Origin of the sequence: Burkholderia sp. KJ006, assembly GCF_000262695.1 — a bacterium.
GTDB classification, from domain to species: Bacteria; Pseudomonadota; Gammaproteobacteria; order Burkholderiales; family Burkholderiaceae; genus Burkholderia; species Burkholderia vietnamiensis.
Genome location: NC_017921.1, coordinates 1,839,870 through 1,856,708, shown reverse-complemented (window position 1 = coordinate 1,856,708; position 16,839 = coordinate 1,839,870). Strand labels below are relative to the sequence as shown.

The following is a 16,839-nucleotide window of genomic DNA, read 5'->3' as shown; positions in this document are numbered from 1 at the left end:
CGGCGCCTGTCGAATTGGCTGGTGTCGGCGTTCGCGGCGCTGTACTCCATCGCGGCTGCGCTCGTGCCGCACGCCTTCGCGCGACTGCCAGCACCGCCGCGCGCACGCGGACGTCGCGCGTGCCGGCCCAGGCGACGCACGCGGCGGCGATCGCGGCGACACCGGCGTGGGCCGCATAGGCCGCGTTCAACGGCACGCCGGCGAGCCGCAGCGCCGCGAACGGCGTCGACGACACGAGCCAGAACACCACGCCGTGCTCGAGCACGATCGAGCGCGCGAGCCCCGCGCTCGCGACGAACAGGCGCAGCGATTCCGTGCCGCACACCAGCACGCTGAGCGCGACGAACGCGGCGCTGGCGAGCGCGGCCCACGCGAGGGTGCGCCACGCGCGGGCGGCGATCAGCACGAACGGGAACAGCAGCGCCATCTGCGGTTTCACCGACAGCAGCCCGATGCACAGGCCTGCCCACAACGGCCTGCGCTCGGCCCAATAGACGGCGAGCGCCGCGCACGACGCGGTGAGGAAGGCGTTCTGCCCGAGCGTCGCGGTGACGAACACGCACGGCGCGGCGACCAGCGCGAGTGCGCCCGCGCGCGACGCGCCGGCCACGGCGCCGAGGCCGGCCACCCGCCAGGCGGCGCAGCCGAGCACGCCGACGCCGAGCGCGACGAACAGCGGATAGGCGAGCGCGAACGGCAGCAGCGCGAGCTGCGTGACGAGCAGCAGATAGGTCGGCGGATACAGCCACGGCGCGAACGCGCCGTGGCGAAGCGTGTCGAACCGCGCGGCCGACAGGCGCGAGAACGCGGAGAAGTCGTACGCCTGCGCCGGCGAGCCGTGCAGCATCAGGTACGAGGCCGTCCAGAACACCGAGAAGTCGGCGCCGACGCGCGGCGGCACGCGCTCGGGGAACGCATGCGCGACCCACGCCCAGATCGTGACGAACAGCGCGGAGAACACCAGCATCACGATGCTGTACACGACCACGCGGCGCGGCCCCGTTCTACTTGAACGACGCCTTGCGCGCCGCGACGTTGCCGCCCGCGGGCATCGGCGTGCGGCGGCGCGCCGCGTGCGTGCGCTTGAGCGGGAATTGCAGCAGCGTTGACGCGGGCGCTGCGGCCGCCTCGCGCTCGGCGCGATAGCGTCGCCGCACGAGATAGACGGGGCGCTGCTTCGATTCGTGATAGACGCGGCCGAGGTATTCGCCGATCACGCCGATGCCGATCAGCTGAATCCCGCCGACGAACAGCACGACCGAAATCAGCGACGGGTAGCCGTGCACCGGGTTGCCGTACAGCAGCGTTCGCACGACGATGAACGCGCCATACAGCAGCGACAGCAGCGCGAACGTGACGCCCACGTAGGTCCATACGCGCAGAGGCACCGTGCTGAAGCTGGTGATGCCTTCGAGCGCGAAATTACAGCGACGCCAGCCGGAAAACTTCGAGCGGCCGCCGCTCCGGCAGCGCGCGCAGCGCAGCGACGACCTCGCGGTCCATCAGCCGGAAATCGCCGACGTTCTCCGGCATCTCGACCTCGGACAGCGCGTTGTGGACGCGATAGTAGAGCGCGGCCGCGGCGCGCTGCAGGTACGGATCGCACATGCGGTCGGTGCGCTTCGCGGCGACGACTTCGGCGCCGTCGCGCCAGCGTTCGATCATGGCGGGAATCAGCGCGGGCGGGTCCTGCAGGTCGGCGTCGATCAGGATCACCGCGGCGCCGGCCGCTTCGTCGAGGCCCGCGGTGAGTGCGGCTTCCTTGTCGAAGCGGCGGGTGAGATCGACGACCCGCACGCGCGAGTCGGCGGCGGCGATCGCGAGCAGCCGCTCGAGCGTGCGATCGCGGCTGCCGTCGTTGACGCAGACGATTTCGAACTGCACGCCGTCAACCGACGCGAGGATCGGCAGCGTTTCGGCAAAGCACGGGCCGATCGCTTCTTCTTCGTCATGAAACGGCACGACGAGCGAGAGCAGCGGTTTCCTGGCGTGCGTCGGCACGCTGCGGCTCCCCAGAGATCCGGCCGGTGCTGCACCGTGAGGTTCGAATCGATATCTGCCGAACGGGTCCGAGCGCGCGCATTCGGCTGCGACGCGGCGGCCCCCGCGGACCGGACGACAGGTGTTGAGTTCATTGTAGGAAGGATTCGCCGATTCGTAACATGTATCGGCGCAGGCGCAATGCGGCGCCTCGCGCTGCCCGACGGCGGAGCGATCGGCGCTACGATGGGCACTTTCGATGCCGAAGGAGGTGGCGATGCAGGTTCAGGAGCTGACCGGCGCCGCGCTCGATTTCTGGGTGGCGATGGCCCAGGCGCTCGACGCGCCGCGGGTCGATGCTGCGGGCTGTATGGTGATTCGCGAGCCGGGCGGGGCGCCGGCGCCGTATGCGCCGTCGTCCGCGTGGGCGGACGGCGGGCCGCTGGTCGAGCGCCTGCCGTTCGGCGCGTTCGAGCGCGACGGCGGCCGCGGCGCGTGGCGCGCGGTGCTGCATCGGGCCGTGCCTGCGGCCGGCGAGCGCTGCACGTTCAACCAGTCGGGGCCGACGCTGCTGGTCGCCGCGATGCGCACGCTGGTCGCGTCGAAGTTCGGCGACGACGTGCCGGATCTCGACATGTCGAGGCCGCGCTGAACGTACGAGAAGCCGGTTACGCCGCCGACAGGTTGCGCACCGCGATCGACGCGACGTCGATGCGCTTCGGCAGGATCGCATCGGCGGCCGCGCGATCGGCGACGCGCTGCAGCACGTCGATGTCCGTGCCGCTCACGTCGCGTTGCGCGAGCGGCGCCCGGCGCACGATGTCGATGGCCGCGTCGCGCGGCAGCCGCGTGACCGACGCATAGACGCTCGCGTAATCGGCCGGATGCGCGAGCGCCCACTGGCCGGCGCGCGCGAACCGCGCGAGCACGTCGGCCAGCGCCGCGCGCTTGAGCCGGTCGTCGAGCGTGTCGACCGGCGACGTAAGGAACGCCAGCCCGGAATTGATGCCGCTGCCGTCGCGCACGACGCGCGCGCCGCGCCGCACCACGTGCCCGTAATACGGATCGAAGGTCGCCCAGATGCCGATCTGCTTCGCTTCGAACGCGGCGAACGCGTCGACCGGCAGCACGAAGCGCACGTCGACGTCGCGCGCCGCGAGGCCGTGTTCGCGCAGCGCGCCGTACAGCTGGTATTGCGAAATGCTGCCGCGCGCCGACGATACGACCACGGTGCGCCCCTTCAGGTCGGCGACGCTTCGCACCGGCGAATCGGGCTGCACGACGATGCCGAGCGACGTCGCCGAGCCGGCGCGCGTCGCGACGATGCGCAGCGCCGGATCGCCGAGCGCGGCCGTCAGCACGGGCAGGTCGCCGGCCGGCGCGAGATCGAGCGCACCCGCGCGCTGTGCTTCGAACAGCGGCGCGGCGCCCTGGAAATTCGCCCAGCGAAACCGGTACGGCACGCCGTCGAGCACGCGCGCGGCTTCGGCCAGTGCGCGCAGCCCGCCGGCCTGATCGCCGAGCACCAGCGTCACGTTCGACAGGTCGGCGCCGGCCGCGCGCGCGGGGAATGCGGCGGCGCCGGCGAACGGTGCGGCGGCCAGCGCGCTCGCGCGCAGCAGCGCGCGGCGACGGGCCGGGGAGGCGGGCGAAGTCATCGGTATGCAATCCTCGGTAATCCGCGCGGCATGCACGGCTGACCGGCAGATTACGGAATCGGTTTCGCCGCGGCAAACATCGAATCGCGCAATGCTTATTCGCGCGAGAGCGGTGGCGCGCGGTGACGAGCCCGGCCGCCGCGGCGCGTGCTCAGCCTGCCGCGGTGACGGTGCGCAGGAACGCGCGGACCGCGGGCGCCTTCTCGAAGCGGCGATGCGCGAGCGCGAGCTCCGACGTGATCGGCTTGCCGGCGAGCGGCCGGTATACGACGCCGGGCAGCGCCACGCAGCCGGCCAGCGCGTCCGGGATCACCGCGACGCAGCCGTTCACCGACACGCACGCGAGCACCGCGAGCAAGCCGCCCGGCCGCGCGTCGATCACCGGAGCGAAGCGGCCGCGCCGTGCGACTTCGAGCGTGCCGCCCTCCTGTTCGGGCACCGCGAAGCGCGCATCGGCAAGGTCGGCCGCGCGCAACGTCGGCATCGACGCATAGCGCGAGTCGGCCGGCACGGCGGCGACGAACACGTCGCGTTGCAGCGTCACGGTCCGCACGCCGCCCGGCAGCGGCAACGGCGGGCGTACGTATGCGAGGTCGAGCCGGCCGGCGTCGAGCTGCTTCGCGACGTCGTCCATCGGCACCTCGCGCAGGTTGAGGTTGAGGCGCGGATGCGACGCACGGAATGCGCCGACCGTGCGCTGCAGCGTGCCCGAATAGACGGCCGACGACACATAGCCGATCTCGATCCGGCCGACTTCGCCGCGCTCGGCCAGCAGCGCCAGTTCATGGCCGCGCTGCAGATGCTCGAACGCGGCGCGCGCCTCGGCGCCGAACGCCTCGCCGGCCGCCGTCAGCGTGACCGCGCGCCGCGAGCGGTCGAACAGCCGCACGCCGAGCAGCCGCTCGGCTTCCTGGATCTGTCGCGTGAGCGCGGGCGGGGCCATGTCGAGCGCGTCGGCCGCGCGTGCGAAATGCAGGTGCTCCGCGACGGCGAGGAACGCGCGGACATGGCGGAATTCGAGCGGATTCATGATTGCAATTTTCGTCAATCAAATGGCTCCGGTGTGTCAATGACGGGCAATGTGGGGCAAGCCTAGCATACGCGTCGTTGATCCCGTTCCGGAGCGCTCGATGCCGCAGCCGTCCCCCGTTTCCCCCATGTCCTCCGTTTCCCGCTCGGGCGGCGGCGCTGGCGCGCCTGCCGCCGCGACGCTCGCGGTTGCGTCCGCGACGTGCTCGCTGATCGTGCTCGACACGAACGTCGTGGCCGTATCGCTGCCGAGCATCGCGCGCGGCTTTCATGCGAGCTTCGCCGAGATCGAGTGGGTCGTCAGCGCCTACATGACCGCGTTCGCCGCGTGCCTGTTGCCGGCCGGCGGCCTCGCCGATCGCTTCGGGCGCAAGCGCATGCTGGCAGCCGGCCTCGCGTTGTTCGCGCTCGCATCGCTCGGGTGCGGCCTCGCGCCGTCGGCGGCGTGGCTGATCGCCGCGCGCGCGGTGAAGGGCGGTGGGGCCGCGATGCTGCTGACTGCAGCACTGGCGGTCATCGCGAACCGTTTCCCGGACGGACGCGAACGCGCGCGAGCGTGGGCGATCTGGGGGATGTGCATGGGCATCGCGACGGCGCTCGCGCCGCTCATCGGCGGGGCGATCACGCAATGGATCGGCTGGCGCTGGGTGTTCCTGCTGAACCTGCCCGCGTGCGCATTGCTCGCGGCAGGCGTGCGCGCGGCGATCGCGGAGTCGCGCGATCCGCATGCGACGCGCGTGGACGCGCCGGGCAGCCTGCTGTTCGGTGCGGCGCTCGCGTGCGCGATCGCGGCGCTGATCGGCGCGCCGTCGCACGGCTGGCTGACCGGCGCGACGCTCGGCCGCCTCGGGCTCGCCGCCGCGCTGTCGACCGCGTTCGTCGCCGTCGAGCGCCGCCACGCGCGGCCGATGGTCGACCTCGCGCTGTTCGGGCAGCCGCGCTTCGTCGGCGCGGTCGTCGCGATGTTCGGCTATGCGGCGTGCGCGCAAGTGATGATGACGTTCCTGCCGCTGTATCTGCAGAACGCGTTCGGGATGTCGGCGATCGACGCGGGGCTCGGCATGCTGCCGTTCGCGCTGGCGATGATCGTCGGGCCGTCGCTCGGCGCGAAGCTGGCTGCGCGCATGTCGTCCGGCGGCGTGCTGGCGGGCGGCCTCGCGCTGATCGGCGTCGGCAATCTCGCGACTGCGCTGCTGACGGCCGGCGCCGACTACCGGCTCGTTGCGCTCGGCATCTGCGTGACGGGCTGCGGCGCGGGCATCATGAACGGCGACACGCAGAAGGCGATCATCGCGTGCGTGCCGCGGAACCGCACGGGCATGGCATCGGGCATCAGCACGACCACGCGCTTCTCGGCGATCGTGACGGCGGTGGGCGTGCTCGGGGCGGTGCTGGCCGGCAGTACGCACGCGCAGCTCGTGCGACGGCTGTCCGCGATGCCGGACGTACGCGCGTTCGTCGATGCGCGGTTCATGTCGAGCCTGCTGGCAGGCGATCTCACGCAGGCGCTCGCACGCCTGCCGCCGACGGCCGCGCGCGTGCTGCACGACGTCGCGCCGGCGGCGTTCGCGGCCGGGTTTTCGACGGCACTGACGGTGAGCGGTGTGCTCGCGCTGGTTGGCGCTGCGGTTGCATATTGGTTGCTCGTGCAACCGATGCGCGATGTGGGTATGTGATGGGGCGGTTCTGGCTGGGTGATGTGGCGGGGTGGCGTGGCGGTACGTTGCGTGCGGCGGCCGCAGTTGCGTTTCATGTTCGGTCGGGCTGCTCGTGAAGTCGTTTGATGGGGCGATGCGCAGGTGGTCAAATCGCGCGTCCGCGCGTGGCTATGTGGCATTGCGGTGCGTGCAGCGGCCCCGGCTGCGTCGCGTTGGACCAAGCTGCTCGCGAAGTCGTTCGATGCGCCGATGCACGACGCCTCCGTCATCGTACGGCGCAGCATTTGCATCGGTGATGGCGCCGCGCCGCGCGGACATCGCAGTCGCGTTCGTGGCGATGTCAGTCTTTACCGAGCGTTCGACCGCTGCCGCACGCGACGCCACGCACGCGCGTCGGCACACCGGCCTCAGCGCGCCTTCATCGCGATCCGATGGGCGCGCGTCGCGCGTGCGGCGCTCGGCTGCGGTGTCGCGTCGCACTGCGTCGGTTGCCTGCGTCGACCGCGCCGCGCGGATTCGGCCGCCGCGCCGGCGAGCGGTGCGGCGATGGACGTCGGCGCACGCGCGGCGACGGCCGTGACGGCCGGCAGCGCGGCTTCTGCGTCGAGCCATGCGCGCGTCGCTTCGACGATCAGCCCGCGCAGCCAGCGTACCGCGTCCGCGCAGGCGCCGGTTTCGTCCCAGGCGAGCCGGTACGTGATGTCGGGCGGTTGAGCCGGCAGCGCAACGGTGCCGAGCGGCAGCAGCTTCGCGTAGTGGCTCGCGAGCCGGTAGGTCGTGGTCAGGACCAGATCGGAGCGCACCAGCGCATGGGCGGCGAGTTCGAAATGCGGCAGCGTGACGACGATCCGCCGTCGCAGCCCGACGCGTTCCAGCTGACGATCGATCGCGCCGGACGCCTCCAGCCACGACGGCGTCGGACACAACTGCGGCGCTTGCGCGAATTCTTCCGCGGTCATCGCGCCGCGGCGCGCGAGCGGATGCGTCGCGCGCATCACGCAGACGATGCGGTCGTCGAACAACGCGTCGTGCCGGAGCCGCGACGGGTGCGCCGGGCGGTTGTCGATCACGACGTCCAGCGCGCCGTCGGCGAGTGCGCGCTGCGCATCGAAGCCGTCGCCGAGCGGATGGAACACGAGCTGCGCGTCGGGCGCGCGTTCGCGGAACAGCGCGACGAGCTTCGGCACGAACAGCACGTTCAGGTAGTCCGGGCAACCGATCCGATAGGTTCGCACCGACGTGCGTGCGGCGAAGCGCGGCTGCTGGTTCCGAATGAAGTCGATCACCCGCAGCGCGTTGCGCAGCGGATCGATCAGCTGCGCGCCGAACTCCGTCGGCACCATCCCGTAGCGACTGCGCACCAGCAGCGGATCGCCGAGCAGCGTGCGCAGGCGCTTGAGCGCGGCGCTCGTCGCGGGCTGCGACATGTTCAGCCGCACCGCCGCACGCGACACGGTGCGCTCGGTGAGCAGCACGAGCAGGATGCGCATCAGCCGCGCGTCGAGCAGGTCGAGCGCGCCGCCTGCGTCGCGGGTGTCGGCGATAGCGCCGTGCTTTGCCGGTGGGTTGCGCATGTCGCTATCCATGTCGCTATCCGTTCACGCGGTGCGTCGGCGTTCGAAGGTGCGCCAGCCGTCGAAGATGCACCGGCAGCCGACAGGCCGTCCGCGCGACATCGATGCGTGGCTGCGGCACGCCGCGATTCACGGCCGCTCGCGCAGTGGTAGTAGCGATCCGCCCCGCATCTGCGTTCGGCCATTCGGCGGCCGGTTCGCTGTCGGCGTCGGTTTTTCTGCGCATGCACGAGGCGGGTCCGCCGCGGCAAACCGCATGCGCATGTTCGCGCGTCGCCGCAAGCCTGGCGCGGCGTTCGATCGCTTCGACGCGGGTTTGCGGTCGCACGCGTTGTCTCCTTCCATGGCCGCGGCGTGCGCCGTGCATGCAGCGCGGGCGGACCGCCGTGGACGTCATATGTCCCATTCGTCCGCGAGTATGGGCGGCCGTCGCCGCGATGGGAAATTAAATATTCGGCAGGCCGCCATTCAAAAAACGAATGGCGCGCAGCGGTGACGGCACGCGAATTGCGAACGGGTGAGTTCCATCCATTCATCGACATCAAGCGGAGGTGTCATGCAGCGATATTCCATTCGTCACGTATCGCGGGCCGTCTTCGCCGGCATCCTGATCGCCGGCCTGGCGGCGGGGGCAGGCTGTCAGAAGAAGAGCGAAACCGACACGGGCGCCGGCGCCACTTCGGACGCGAGCGCCGTGGGCGGCATGTCGCCCGCGCCATCGACCGCACCGTCGGGCACGCCGAGCAGCGGCGCGGCGGGCGCCGACAGCGGCACGGCCGGCACCACCGGCGGCGCGGCCAGCATGCCGGGCGCGGCGTCGGGGACGACGGGCGCGAGCGGCGGCTGATCGCGCCTCGCGGGGCGGCGCCGGGCGGCACGTGCAGCACCGCCCGCGCTGCGCCGCCGCAATGGCGGAGCCAGGCGGCACGCGCGCTCTCGGGCGCGCGGCCGCGCTACGCGTGTGTGAAAGATTTGCAAGGACCGTTGTAGCGATTCCCGGCGCCGATGGCGCTCGTCACGCGGCCGATCGCAGCCGCCGGCTGACGACGGCGGCGGCCCGTCCGGACCGCGCTGCAAGGTCCCGAACAAGGAGGTGCGATGCAGAACGCGGAATCGAACCCAACCCCGCAACAGCAGCGGGAACAGATCAAGCAGAGCCCGGTGAAGGCGCCCGCGGCCGGTGGCGACATGCCGGATGCGGCGACCCAGGCTGCCGAAGTGGCCAAACGGCCGCAAACGCCCGAATCGGTCGCGGGCAAAACGCCGACCGGCCTGCCGGACATCGACGTCGACGCGCATGCGGTCGACAGCGGCGACCCGGTGCGCCGCGCGGCCAGCCGGATCGTGACGATCGACAACGCGAACATGGCGGCCACCGACAACACGGTCGACGTCGACGGCAAGGGCATGGAGGCGCGCACCGGCGCCGATGAATGGCACGACAACGTGATCTATTCGAACGCGTCGCTCGACAACGCGGTGAACACGCCGGCCGACGGCCTCGGCGGCTTCGAAAGCCGTCCGGGCGGCAACATGCCGCTGATCGCCGCGCGGCCCGGCTGGCAGGTCACGTACGTCGGCGACGTCGACGTCGTGACCGAGCATGGCGCCGGCGCACGCGTCGAGCATGTGATTCGTTTCGAGCGCACCAGCAACTGACGGCGCGCCCGTCACGCGGCGGATCGCCGAACGGCGATCCGCCGCCATCATTTACTGCGGGCCGAGTTCCTGCGCCGACGTGTCCGCATCGTTGCCCTGGGCGACGAGCACGTGGATGTCGTTCGGCGTTACGTCACCGATACCGCCCGACGGGATCGTCACGAGCAGCCAGTCGGCGTTGTTGTTGATCGTCACCGGCGGAGTCGTCAGGATCGGCGATTTGCTGCCGGCAGTCGTGACGATCACCTGATAGCTGCCTCCGTTCAGATAGATCGAGTCCTGGCCCGTGGCAGGCGCCGCGTTCTGGTACGCCGCGCCGGAGAGCGTCGGGCTCTGCGTGTTGATGTCCGTCCCCGGCGGCACGACGTAGACGTCGACGTTCTGCGCGTTCGGCGACGCATTGAAGGCGCGTACGCGCGCCTTGTCCGACAGCAGGCCCTTGTCATACGGATCGTCGATCACCGAGATCGGCGACGACGTGCTGGGCAGCGCGACGGTCGTGTAGTGGTGGCCGTTGGCCGCGCTGAACGATTGCGACGCGACGGTGGCGTTGGTGCCCGAAATGTCGTAACTGGCGTTCTGCGTGCCCGAGTCGATGTCGTGATAACGGGTCACGCCCTTGTACGCGACGCCGGACGCATCGACTTTCGCGTTCAGGTAGTAGTCGAGGTTCGGGCCGGCCGGCACCGCGTTGATGAAGCGTGCCTGCGGCTTCGAGATGCCGAGCACGGTGCCGACGTCGTTGCCGTCTCCACCGCATGCCGTGAGCATGGTGATGACCGAGCACAGCGCCACTATCGTTCGAATGGATTTCATGTCGTCCTCTCGTTCAGGAGTTACCTGCTGGCGATGCGGTGTCGCCGCGCGGAGCATCGCGCGGGACGCAGCGCCTGGATTGAAGAATGATTGCTGTCCGCCAGAGCGGCGGCGCACGGATGTCGCAACGCGCGTGCCCGCACGGCGAGATGCGCGCGATCGCGCCGACGGTGGGAGCGTTGCGCACGACGCGCGATGCGCGTGATGCGCGAGCGCGCGATTCGCGGCACACGTTTGTAAAAAGGAGCGATTGGGCGCGCCACGAGATGAGGCTCGCATCGCTGCCGGATCCGCACATGCAGGAAAAGCGTTTAAAACGCAACGCGATTCATGAGAGCAATGCGCGTGGACGTAGGCGATGGTTACGTCTTGTTGGTTGCGCGCGCATCGATCTGATTGGAGCACGTCATCGATGATGAGCGGACCGTTGGACACGACAGTTCGATGTGCATCCGCCGACGCACGCGCGACATGCGAACGGCCTTCGCGACGCGCGATATGCTGGACATGCTCGGGGCGCTGCATCGCCGATCGGATACCCGCGCATCGGAGCATCGTGCTTCATGCATGAACCTGTGCACGTCGTGCCGAGCGATCGGCAGTGCATCGAGCAGCGCGCACAGTTTCAGGTCGCCATGCGCCGCGCGCCGACGACTTCGCAAGCAACCGTCGACTCGCACAAACACCACGCGCCACGCCAACGACACAGCGTGTCCCCGGCGGTACCACTCGCCAGGAGCCCAGCGATCGTTTAACCAGCCGAAACAATCTGTTCACTGAAAAGGGCATGATCTTCGGCGATCATGCAGGCATACTGTCGCCCATGTTGTCCGATGCCGTCGAATCGACGCGCGCTTGCCCTCATGTCCATCCCAGTACTGTTTCCATCCCTGCGATGGTTGACCATCGCGGCGGCTGCATGCTTGCTCGCCGCGTGCTCGACCGCCTCCGACGTGACCACGACGTCGAACCCGAACGTCTTCACCGTGACGACGCGCACGCTCGGCGTGTCGACGACGTGGGCCGACGCCCATGAAAAAGCCGTCAGCGAAGCGACCAGCTACTGCACGCAGCGCGGTATGCGCGCGAGCCTGAAGCAGGAATCGCTGACCGGCGGCCGCCGCGTCGACGCGCGCTCGGAGCTGGCCTTCGAGTGCCATCCGACCTTCGAGACGGCGTCGAACCCGCGCAGCTGAGCATCGCGTCACCCGCACGACTGCGGCGATCCGCCGTGCAATCCGCGCTACCGGCCCGCGCCGCCGTCTACCGGCGGCGCGGGCCGTGCCGCGCGCATCTGGCGCGTCACGCCGGCTGCGCGTCGTACAGCTTCACGCAAGCGGAGAAATCGAGCGCGCCGAGCCCGTGCTGGCTCATCGACTGATACAGCTGCTGCGCGAGCGCGCCCATCCACACCGGCTGGCGCGCATGGCGCGCGGCTTCGGTCGCGAGGCCGAGGTCCTTGAGCATCAGGTTCGCGGCAAAGCCGCCCGCATAGCCGCGCGCGGCGGGCGCCGCATCGTTCACGCCGGGGTAGGGGTTGCAGGTTTCCGAACTCCAGCAGCGGCCGGTCGACGTGTTGATGATGCCGGCCAGCACGACCGGATCGATGCCGAGCGCCGCGCCGAGCGCCATCGCTTCCGACACGCCCATCATCGAGATTCCGAGCAGCAGGTTGTTGCAGATCTTCGCGATCTGGCCGGTGCCCGTGCCGCCGCAATGCACGACGTTCTTGCCCATGTCGAGCAGCAACGGGCGAATACGCGCGAACAGCGCCGCCTCCGCGCCGACCATGAAGGTCAGCGTGCCGGCCTGCGCGCCGCCCGTGCCGCCCGATACCGGCGCATCGGCGAACGCGAAGTTGCGCTGCGCGGCCGCGTCGGCGATGGCGCGCACGGTGTCCGGGTCGATCGTGCTGCAGTCGACGAAGGTCGCGCCGGCGCGAGCGCCGGCCAGCACGCCGTCATCGCCGAGATAGACGGCGCGCACATGCTGCGCGGCCGGCAGCATCGTGACGACCAGCGACGCGCGCGCGGCCGCGTCGCGCGGCGACCCGGCCACCGTCGCGCCGGCGCGCACTGCCGCGTCGAGCGCGTGCGCGTCCAGGTCGAACACCGTCAGCGCATGGCCGGCGGCGAGCAGGTTGGCGGCCATCGGGCCGCCCATGTTGCCGAGCCCGATGAATGCGATATCCATGGTCATGCTCCCGTTCAGCGCAATGCGATCGTGGTGTTCACGCCGCCGGCCGTCGCGTCGTCGTCGAACCAGCGCGCGGTGACCGTCTTGGTCTGCGTGTAGAACTGCACGACCTGCTTGCCGTACGGGCCGAGATCGCCGAGCTTCGAGCCGCGCGAGCCGGTGAAGCTGAAGTAGGGCACCGGCACCGGGATCGGGATGTTGATGCCGACCTGGCCGACGTCGATCTCGCTCTGGAACTTGCGCGCGGCCGCGCCGCTTTGCGTGAAGAGGCCCACGCCGTTGCCCATCGGGTTCGCGTTGACGAGCGCGATGGCTTCGTCGAGCGTGTCGACTTCCATCACGACCACCACCGGGCCGAAGATTTCTTCGCGGTAGATCGTCATGTCGGTCGTTACGCCCGAGAACAACGTCGGGCCGACGAAGTTGCCCTGCTCGTAGCCGCGCACCGTCACGTCGCGGCCGTCGAGCTCGAGCTTCGCGCCTTCCTTGACGCCCGCGTCGATCAGCGACAGGATGCGCGCCTTCGCGCTGCGCGACACCACCGGTCCGACGTCGGTGCCTGCCTCCGAGCCCGCGTTGACCTTCAGCGTCTTCGCCTTTTCCACCAGCTCGGGCAGCCAGTCGCGCGCGCTGCCGACCAGCACGACCACCGACGTCGCCATGCAGCGCTGGCCGGCCGCGCCGAAGCCCGCGCCGACCAGCGCGTTGATCGTTTGCTCGCGATGCGCATCGGGCAGCACGACCGCGTGGTTCTTCGCGCCCATCATCGACTGCACACGTTTGCCGTGCTGGCTGCCGAGGTTGTACACGTGCGTGCCGACGCGCGTCGAGCCGACGAACGAAATCGCCTTGATGTCGGGATGCGTGCAGAGCCGGTCGACCACGTCCTTGCCGCCGTGCACGACGTTGAGCACGCCCTTCGGCACGCCGGCCTCGATCGCCAGCTCGACCAGTTCCATCGTCGACAGCGGGTCCTGTTCGGACGGCTTCAGCACGAACGTGTTGCCGCACACGATCGCCATCGGGAACATCCACAGCGGGATCATCGCCGGGAAGTTGAACGGCGTGATGCCGGCGCAGACGCCGATCGGCTGACGCAGCGTATAGGTATCGACGCCGCCGGCGACGTTCTCCGCGAACTCGCCTTGCTGCAGCGTGCCGATCGAGCAGGCATGCTCGACCACTTCGAGGCCGCGGAAGATGTCGCCTTGCGCGTCGGGCAGCGTCTTGCCCTGCTCGGCGGTCAGCGTGTGCGCGATCCGCTCGAGATTGCGGCGCACGAGCTCCTGGAACTTCAGCATGATGCGCAGGCGCGTGCCGATCGACGTCGTCTTCCACGTCTGAAACGCGCGCTGCGCGGCGGCGATCGCGGCATCGACCTCGTCGGGCGTCGCGTACGGCACGCGGCCGATCGTTTGCTGCGTGGCGGGGTTCACGATGTCGCCCCATTCGGCGCTGCGCGATTCGACGAAGGCGCCGTCGATCAGCAGCTTGGCGGTGGGCAGCGCGAGGGTGGTCTGGGGAACTGCTGCGTTCATGTCACTCTCCGGAGAAACGGTGTGGGTGCGGGAAAAATGGTCGCCCCGCGTCCGCCGCGCATGCAGCGGCGGCGAACGTGAGGTCGAACGGAAAAAGGGATTGCGGTGCAGCGTGGTGCGGCGCGGCTTACGCCCGGGCCGGACGCATGAGCGCGGTGCACAGCAGCGCGAACGCGCCGAAGCCGACGAGATACGCGATCACGTAGTGCGGCTGGCCGCCGCCGGCCTTGAGCAGCGACGTCGCGATCATCGGGGCGAAGCCGCCGCCGATCACGCCGGCCAGCTGCACCGACAGCGAAATGCCGCTGTAGCGGATTTCCGCGGGAAACTGCTGCGCGAACAGCAGCGACTCGGGCGCATACAGAATCGGGAACACGACGCCGAGGCCGAGCACGATCGCCCACCACGCAGACGAGGTCTGCTGCGTGCCGAGCAGCATGAAGAACGGCGCGGCGAACGCGCACATCAGCACGAGGCCGAGCGCGAACATCCGGCGCTGGCCGATGCGGTCGCCGAGATGGCCGCACAACGGCATCGTGACGAGCGACAGCGCGGCGCCTGCCGTGATCGCGTGCAGCATCTCGGCCTTCGGCAGGTGCAGCTGCTGCGTCGCATAGGCGAGCGAGAACGTGACGACCATGTAGAACCACGTGTTTTCGGCCGCACGCGCGCCGACGATCGTCAGCACCTCGCGCGGATGGCGGCGCAGCGCGGCCGTCACCGGCGACTTCTCGGCCTTGCCCTGACGCCGCACGTTCTCGAAGTCGGGCGACTCCGGCACCTTCGCACGGATGAACCAGCCGAGGCCGACCAGCGCGATGCTCGCGAGGAACGGCACGCGCCAGCCCCACGACAGCATGTCGGCTTCGGGCAGCGCGGCCACCGCGGCCATCGCGACCGACGACAGGATCAGTCCGAGCCCGACGCCGGTCTGCGGCAGGCTGCCGAACAGCCCCTTGCGGCCCTTCGGTGCGTGCTCGACGGCCATCAGCACCGCGCCACCCCATTCGCCGCCGACGGCCATCCCTTGCAGGAAGCGCATGGCGATCAGCAGCGCGGCGGCCCAGTAGCCGATGTGCTCGTACGACGGGATCAGCCCGATGATCATGCTCGGCACGCCCATCAGCAGCAGCGTGATCATCAGCATCGACTTGCGGCCGATGCGATCGCCGAAGTGGCCGAACACGATGCCGCCCATCGGCCGGCCGATGAAGCCGACCGCGAACGTGCCGAATGCGGCGAGCGTGCCGACGACCGGATCGAGCGACGGGAAGAAGATGCGGTTGAACACGAGCGCGGCGGCGGTGCCGTACAGGAAGAAGTCGTACCACTCGATCGTGGTGCCGGCCATGCTGGCCCAACCGGCCAGCAGATAGTGCTTCGCGGTGCGGGCGGGAGCCGGCGCCGCCGCCGCGACGGCCGCGTGCTCATCGAGGGTGGATCGGGTCTGCATGGTGTCTCCTGATTTTGTCGCCCGCGGCTCATGGTCCGCAGGTCACGGTCGAGTATAGTTATGCGCAGATCCATGATGTACCGACAAGAAATCCGGTTGGTTATGCATTTCTGCATATCGACGGCCGGCCCGGAGACACCCGCCTTTTCCTGCCTTTCGCACCGATGCGACCATCCACCGAGCCGGCTTCCGGCAGCCTGAACTGGGACGACCTGCGCTTTTTCCTCGAGGTCGCGCGCACGCAGCGCGCGAGCGGGGCGGCCAAGCGGCTGGGCGTCGACTACACGACCGTGGCGCGCCGCATTCGCGCGCTCGAAACCGCGATGGGCACGCTGCTGTTCGACAAGTCGCGCTCGGGCGGCTTCACGCTGACGGCCGAGGGGCAGCGGCTCGTCGCGTATGCGGACGCGATGGAGACGACCGTGCAATCCGCCTGCGATCAGCTCGCCAATACCGGCCACGCGCTGTCGGGCCATGTGCGGATCGGCTCGACCGAAGGCTTCGGCTGCTTTTTCCTCGCGCCGCAGCTTGCGCAGTTCCGCGTCGCGCATCCGCACGTGACGGTCGATCTGCTGCCCGTCCCGCACTTCGTCAATCTGCCCAAGCGCGAAGCCGATCTGGCGATCACGCTCGAGCGGCCGGAGCGCGGCCCTTACGTCGTCACGAAGCTATGTGACTATCAGCTGCGGCTCTATGCGACGCGCGACTATCTCGCGAACCATCCGCCGATCGCGAGCACCGACGACCTCGCGCGGCATGCGTTCATCAGCTACGTCGACGATCTCGCGTTCAGCAGCGAATTGCTGTACCTCGAGCGCGCAGTGCCGGGCGCGACGGCCGGGCTGCGCACCACGAGCGTGATCGCACAGGTGTTCGCGGCGCTGCAGGGCGGCGCGCTCGCGATCCTGCCGTGCTTCATGGCCGCCACGCAGCCGGCGCTCGTGCCGGTGTTGCCGCACGACGTGGTGGTGACGCGCTGTTTCTGGCTGACCTGTCGCGAAGATCTGCGCAAGCTGCGGCGCGTAACCGCCTTGTGGGATTACCTGCGCGCGGCCGCCGAGCTCAATCGCGCGTTGCTGATGGGGGAGTCGGCGCAGTTGCGCTTCGTCGGCGTTCCGCCGTGACGCGGTGCCGGGCGGCCGGCGCGGCGCAGGCCCGCGCGCGACGGCCGCAGCGGCGGGAAACGGTTCCACAGGCAGGCGCCACGGGCCTGAGTGCGCGTGAATCGTCGGATAAATCGGGGCGCCGTTGGGGCCGCGCGGATTGACTGAGCGTAAG

The 16,839-nt window shown here is 69.9% G+C and carries 15 protein-coding genes and 2 pseudogenes; 8 read left to right on the top strand and 9 right to left on the bottom strand.

All coding sequences use genetic code 11. The features are described 5' to 3' along the window. Positions 1-79: 79 nt before the first annotated feature. Both MYA_RS22170 and MYA_RS22165 read right to left on the bottom strand, forming a co-directional pair. A pseudogene (locus tag MYA_RS22170) lies at positions 80-967 on the bottom strand (glycosyltransferase family 87 protein); the annotation flags it as partial. A gap of 37 nt (positions 968-1,004) precedes the next feature. Next, positions 1,005-2,001 (bottom strand): annotated as a pseudogene (locus tag MYA_RS22165) (glycosyltransferase family 2 protein). Positions 2,002-2,257: 256 nt separating this feature from the next. On the opposite strand from MYA_RS22165, the gene MYA_RS22160 reads away from it, so the two are divergent. Continuing rightward, positions 2,258-2,632: a phage protein NinX family protein gene (locus tag MYA_RS22160; protein WP_014725140.1), complete on the top strand. Its 375-nt coding sequence runs from the start codon at positions 2,258-2,260 to the stop codon at positions 2,630-2,632. Positions 2,633-2,648: 16 nt separating this feature from the next. Here MYA_RS22160 and MYA_RS22155 read toward each other — a convergent pair whose 3' ends face one another. Further along, positions 2,649-3,638 (bottom strand): ABC transporter substrate-binding protein, encoded by a 990-nt coding sequence (locus tag MYA_RS22155; RefSeq protein WP_014725139.1) that lies wholly within the window; start codon positions 3,636-3,638, stop codon positions 2,649-2,651. A gap of 151 nt (positions 3,639-3,789) precedes the next feature. After that, positions 3,790-4,668, bottom strand: coding sequence for a LysR family transcriptional regulator (locus MYA_RS22150; protein ID WP_014725138.1), 879 nt, complete (start codon positions 4,666-4,668; stop codon positions 3,790-3,792). Between the two features lie 100 nt (positions 4,669-4,768). On the opposite strand from MYA_RS22150, the gene MYA_RS22145 reads away from it, so the two are divergent. Continuing rightward, a complete protein-coding gene (locus MYA_RS22145) occupies positions 4,769-6,343 on the top strand; it encodes an MFS transporter (protein ID WP_041494172.1) in 1,575 nt (524 codons plus the stop codon). 389 nt (positions 6,344-6,732) lie between these two features. Here MYA_RS22145 and MYA_RS22140 read toward each other — a convergent pair whose 3' ends face one another. Beyond that, positions 6,733-7,911, bottom strand: a complete 1,179-nt coding sequence (locus MYA_RS22140; protein ID WP_014725135.1) for a LysR family transcriptional regulator — start codon at positions 7,909-7,911, stop codon at positions 6,733-6,735. Between MYA_RS22140 and MYA_RS32250 the strand changes: the two genes are divergently transcribed. The 3 genes from MYA_RS32250 to MYA_RS22130 all read left to right on the top strand — a co-directional run bounded on the left by MYA_RS32250 (position 7,898) and on the right by MYA_RS22130 (position 9,558). Beyond that, positions 7,898-8,395 (top strand): hypothetical protein, encoded by a 498-nt coding sequence (locus MYA_RS32250; RefSeq protein ID WP_226111601.1) that lies wholly within the window; start codon positions 7,898-7,900, stop codon positions 8,393-8,395. The two genes, MYA_RS22140 and MYA_RS32250, sit on opposite strands and share 14 nt — an antisense overlap. Positions 8,396-8,455: 60 nt before the next feature. After that, positions 8,456-8,746: a hypothetical protein gene (locus MYA_RS31850; RefSeq protein ID WP_050781904.1), complete on the top strand. Its 291-nt coding sequence runs from the start codon at positions 8,456-8,458 to the stop codon at positions 8,744-8,746. Between the two features lie 251 nt (positions 8,747-8,997). Then, complete coding sequence (locus MYA_RS22130; RefSeq protein ID WP_014725132.1) at positions 8,998-9,558, top strand: DUF3005 domain-containing protein; 561 nt, start codon at positions 8,998-9,000, stop codon at positions 9,556-9,558. A 51-nt stretch (positions 9,559-9,609) separates the two neighbouring features. On the opposite strand, the gene MYA_RS22125 is transcribed toward MYA_RS22130, so the two are convergent. Continuing rightward, the gene (locus MYA_RS22125) at positions 9,610-10,374 is read right to left on the bottom strand and encodes a DUF4397 domain-containing protein (protein ID WP_011881909.1); all 765 of its coding nucleotides are present in this window, start codon (positions 10,372-10,374) and stop codon (positions 9,610-9,612) included. Positions 10,375-10,460: 86 nt separating this feature from the next. Here MYA_RS22125 and MYA_RS31405 point away from each other — a divergent pair, with 86 nt between their 5' ends. Both MYA_RS31405 and MYA_RS22120 read left to right on the top strand, forming a co-directional pair. Beyond that, positions 10,461-10,790 (top strand): hypothetical protein, encoded by a 330-nt coding sequence (locus tag MYA_RS31405; protein ID WP_126220799.1) that lies wholly within the window; start codon positions 10,461-10,463, stop codon positions 10,788-10,790. A 447-nt stretch (positions 10,791-11,237) separates the two neighbouring features. Beyond that, the gene (locus MYA_RS22120) at positions 11,238-11,570 is read left to right on the top strand and encodes a hypothetical protein (RefSeq protein WP_034193802.1); all 333 of its coding nucleotides are present in this window, start codon (positions 11,238-11,240) and stop codon (positions 11,568-11,570) included. Positions 11,571-11,676: 106 nt separating this feature from the next. Here MYA_RS22120 and mmsB read toward each other — a convergent pair whose 3' ends face one another. The 3 genes from mmsB to MYA_RS22105 form a co-directional block, all read right to left on the bottom strand. Further along, positions 11,677-12,567 (bottom strand): 3-hydroxyisobutyrate dehydrogenase, encoded by an 891-nt coding sequence (gene mmsB / locus MYA_RS22115; RefSeq protein WP_011881913.1) that lies wholly within the window; start codon positions 12,565-12,567, stop codon positions 11,677-11,679. Positions 12,568-12,581: 14 nt separating this feature from the next. Continuing rightward, positions 12,582-14,108, bottom strand: a complete 1,527-nt coding sequence (locus MYA_RS22110; protein ID WP_014725129.1) for a CoA-acylating methylmalonate-semialdehyde dehydrogenase — start codon at positions 14,106-14,108, stop codon at positions 12,582-12,584. Between the two features lie 127 nt (positions 14,109-14,235). Beyond that, positions 14,236-15,561 carry an MFS transporter gene (locus tag MYA_RS22105; RefSeq protein WP_011881915.1) on the bottom strand — a complete coding sequence of 442 codons (1,326 nt, stop codon included), beginning with the start codon at positions 15,559-15,561 and terminating at the stop codon, positions 14,236-14,238. Positions 15,562-15,725: 164 nt separating this feature from the next. On the opposite strand from MYA_RS22105, the gene MYA_RS22100 reads away from it, so the two are divergent. Continuing rightward, a complete protein-coding gene (locus MYA_RS22100) occupies positions 15,726-16,685 on the top strand; it encodes a LysR family transcriptional regulator (protein ID WP_014725127.1) in 960 nt (319 codons plus the stop codon). Positions 16,686-16,839 lie beyond the last annotated feature (154 nt).

What these genes read in the sequence shown, in the direction of transcription:
- MYA_RS22120 (WP_034193802.1), top strand. Translation starts at nt 11,238, where the DNA reads ATGTCCATCCCAGTACTGTTTCCATCCCTGCGATGGTTGACCATCGCG.
- MYA_RS22125 (WP_011881909.1), bottom strand. Translation starts at nt 10,374, where the DNA reads ATGAAATCCATTCGAACGATAGTGGCGCTGTGCTCGGTCATCACCATG.
- MYA_RS22100 (WP_014725127.1), top strand. Translation starts at nt 15,726, where the DNA reads ATGCGACCATCCACCGAGCCGGCTTCCGGCAGCCTGAACTGGGACGAC.
- MYA_RS22160 (WP_014725140.1), top strand. Translation starts at nt 2,258, where the DNA reads ATGCAGGTTCAGGAGCTGACCGGCGCCGCGCTCGATTTCTGGGTGGCG.
- MYA_RS22155 (WP_014725139.1), bottom strand. Translation starts at nt 3,638, where the DNA reads ATGACTTCGCCCGCCTCCCCGGCCCGTCGCCGCGCGCTGCTGCGCGCG.
- mmsB (WP_011881913.1), bottom strand. Translation starts at nt 12,567, where the DNA reads ATGGATATCGCATTCATCGGGCTCGGCAACATGGGCGGCCCGATGGCC.
- MYA_RS31405 (WP_126220799.1), top strand. Translation starts at nt 10,461, where the DNA reads ATGATTGCTGTCCGCCAGAGCGGCGGCGCACGGATGTCGCAACGCGCG.
- MYA_RS32250 (WP_226111601.1), top strand. Translation starts at nt 7,898, where the DNA reads ATGTCGCTATCCATGTCGCTATCCGTTCACGCGGTGCGTCGGCGTTCG.
- MYA_RS22105 (WP_011881915.1), bottom strand. Translation starts at nt 15,561, where the DNA reads ATGCAGACCCGATCCACCCTCGATGAGCACGCGGCCGTCGCGGCGGCG.
- MYA_RS31850 (WP_050781904.1), top strand. Translation starts at nt 8,456, where the DNA reads ATGCAGCGATATTCCATTCGTCACGTATCGCGGGCCGTCTTCGCCGGC.
- MYA_RS22110 (WP_014725129.1), bottom strand. Translation starts at nt 14,108, where the DNA reads ATGAACGCAGCAGTTCCCCAGACCACCCTCGCGCTGCCCACCGCCAAG.
- MYA_RS22140 (WP_014725135.1), bottom strand. Translation starts at nt 7,911, where the DNA reads ATGGATAGCGACATGCGCAACCCACCGGCAAAGCACGGCGCTATCGCC.
- MYA_RS22130 (WP_014725132.1), top strand. Translation starts at nt 8,998, where the DNA reads ATGCAGAACGCGGAATCGAACCCAACCCCGCAACAGCAGCGGGAACAG.
- MYA_RS22145 (WP_041494172.1), top strand. Translation starts at nt 4,769, where the DNA reads ATGCCGCAGCCGTCCCCCGTTTCCCCCATGTCCTCCGTTTCCCGCTCG.
- MYA_RS22150 (WP_014725138.1), bottom strand. Translation starts at nt 4,668, where the DNA reads ATGAATCCGCTCGAATTCCGCCATGTCCGCGCGTTCCTCGCCGTCGCG.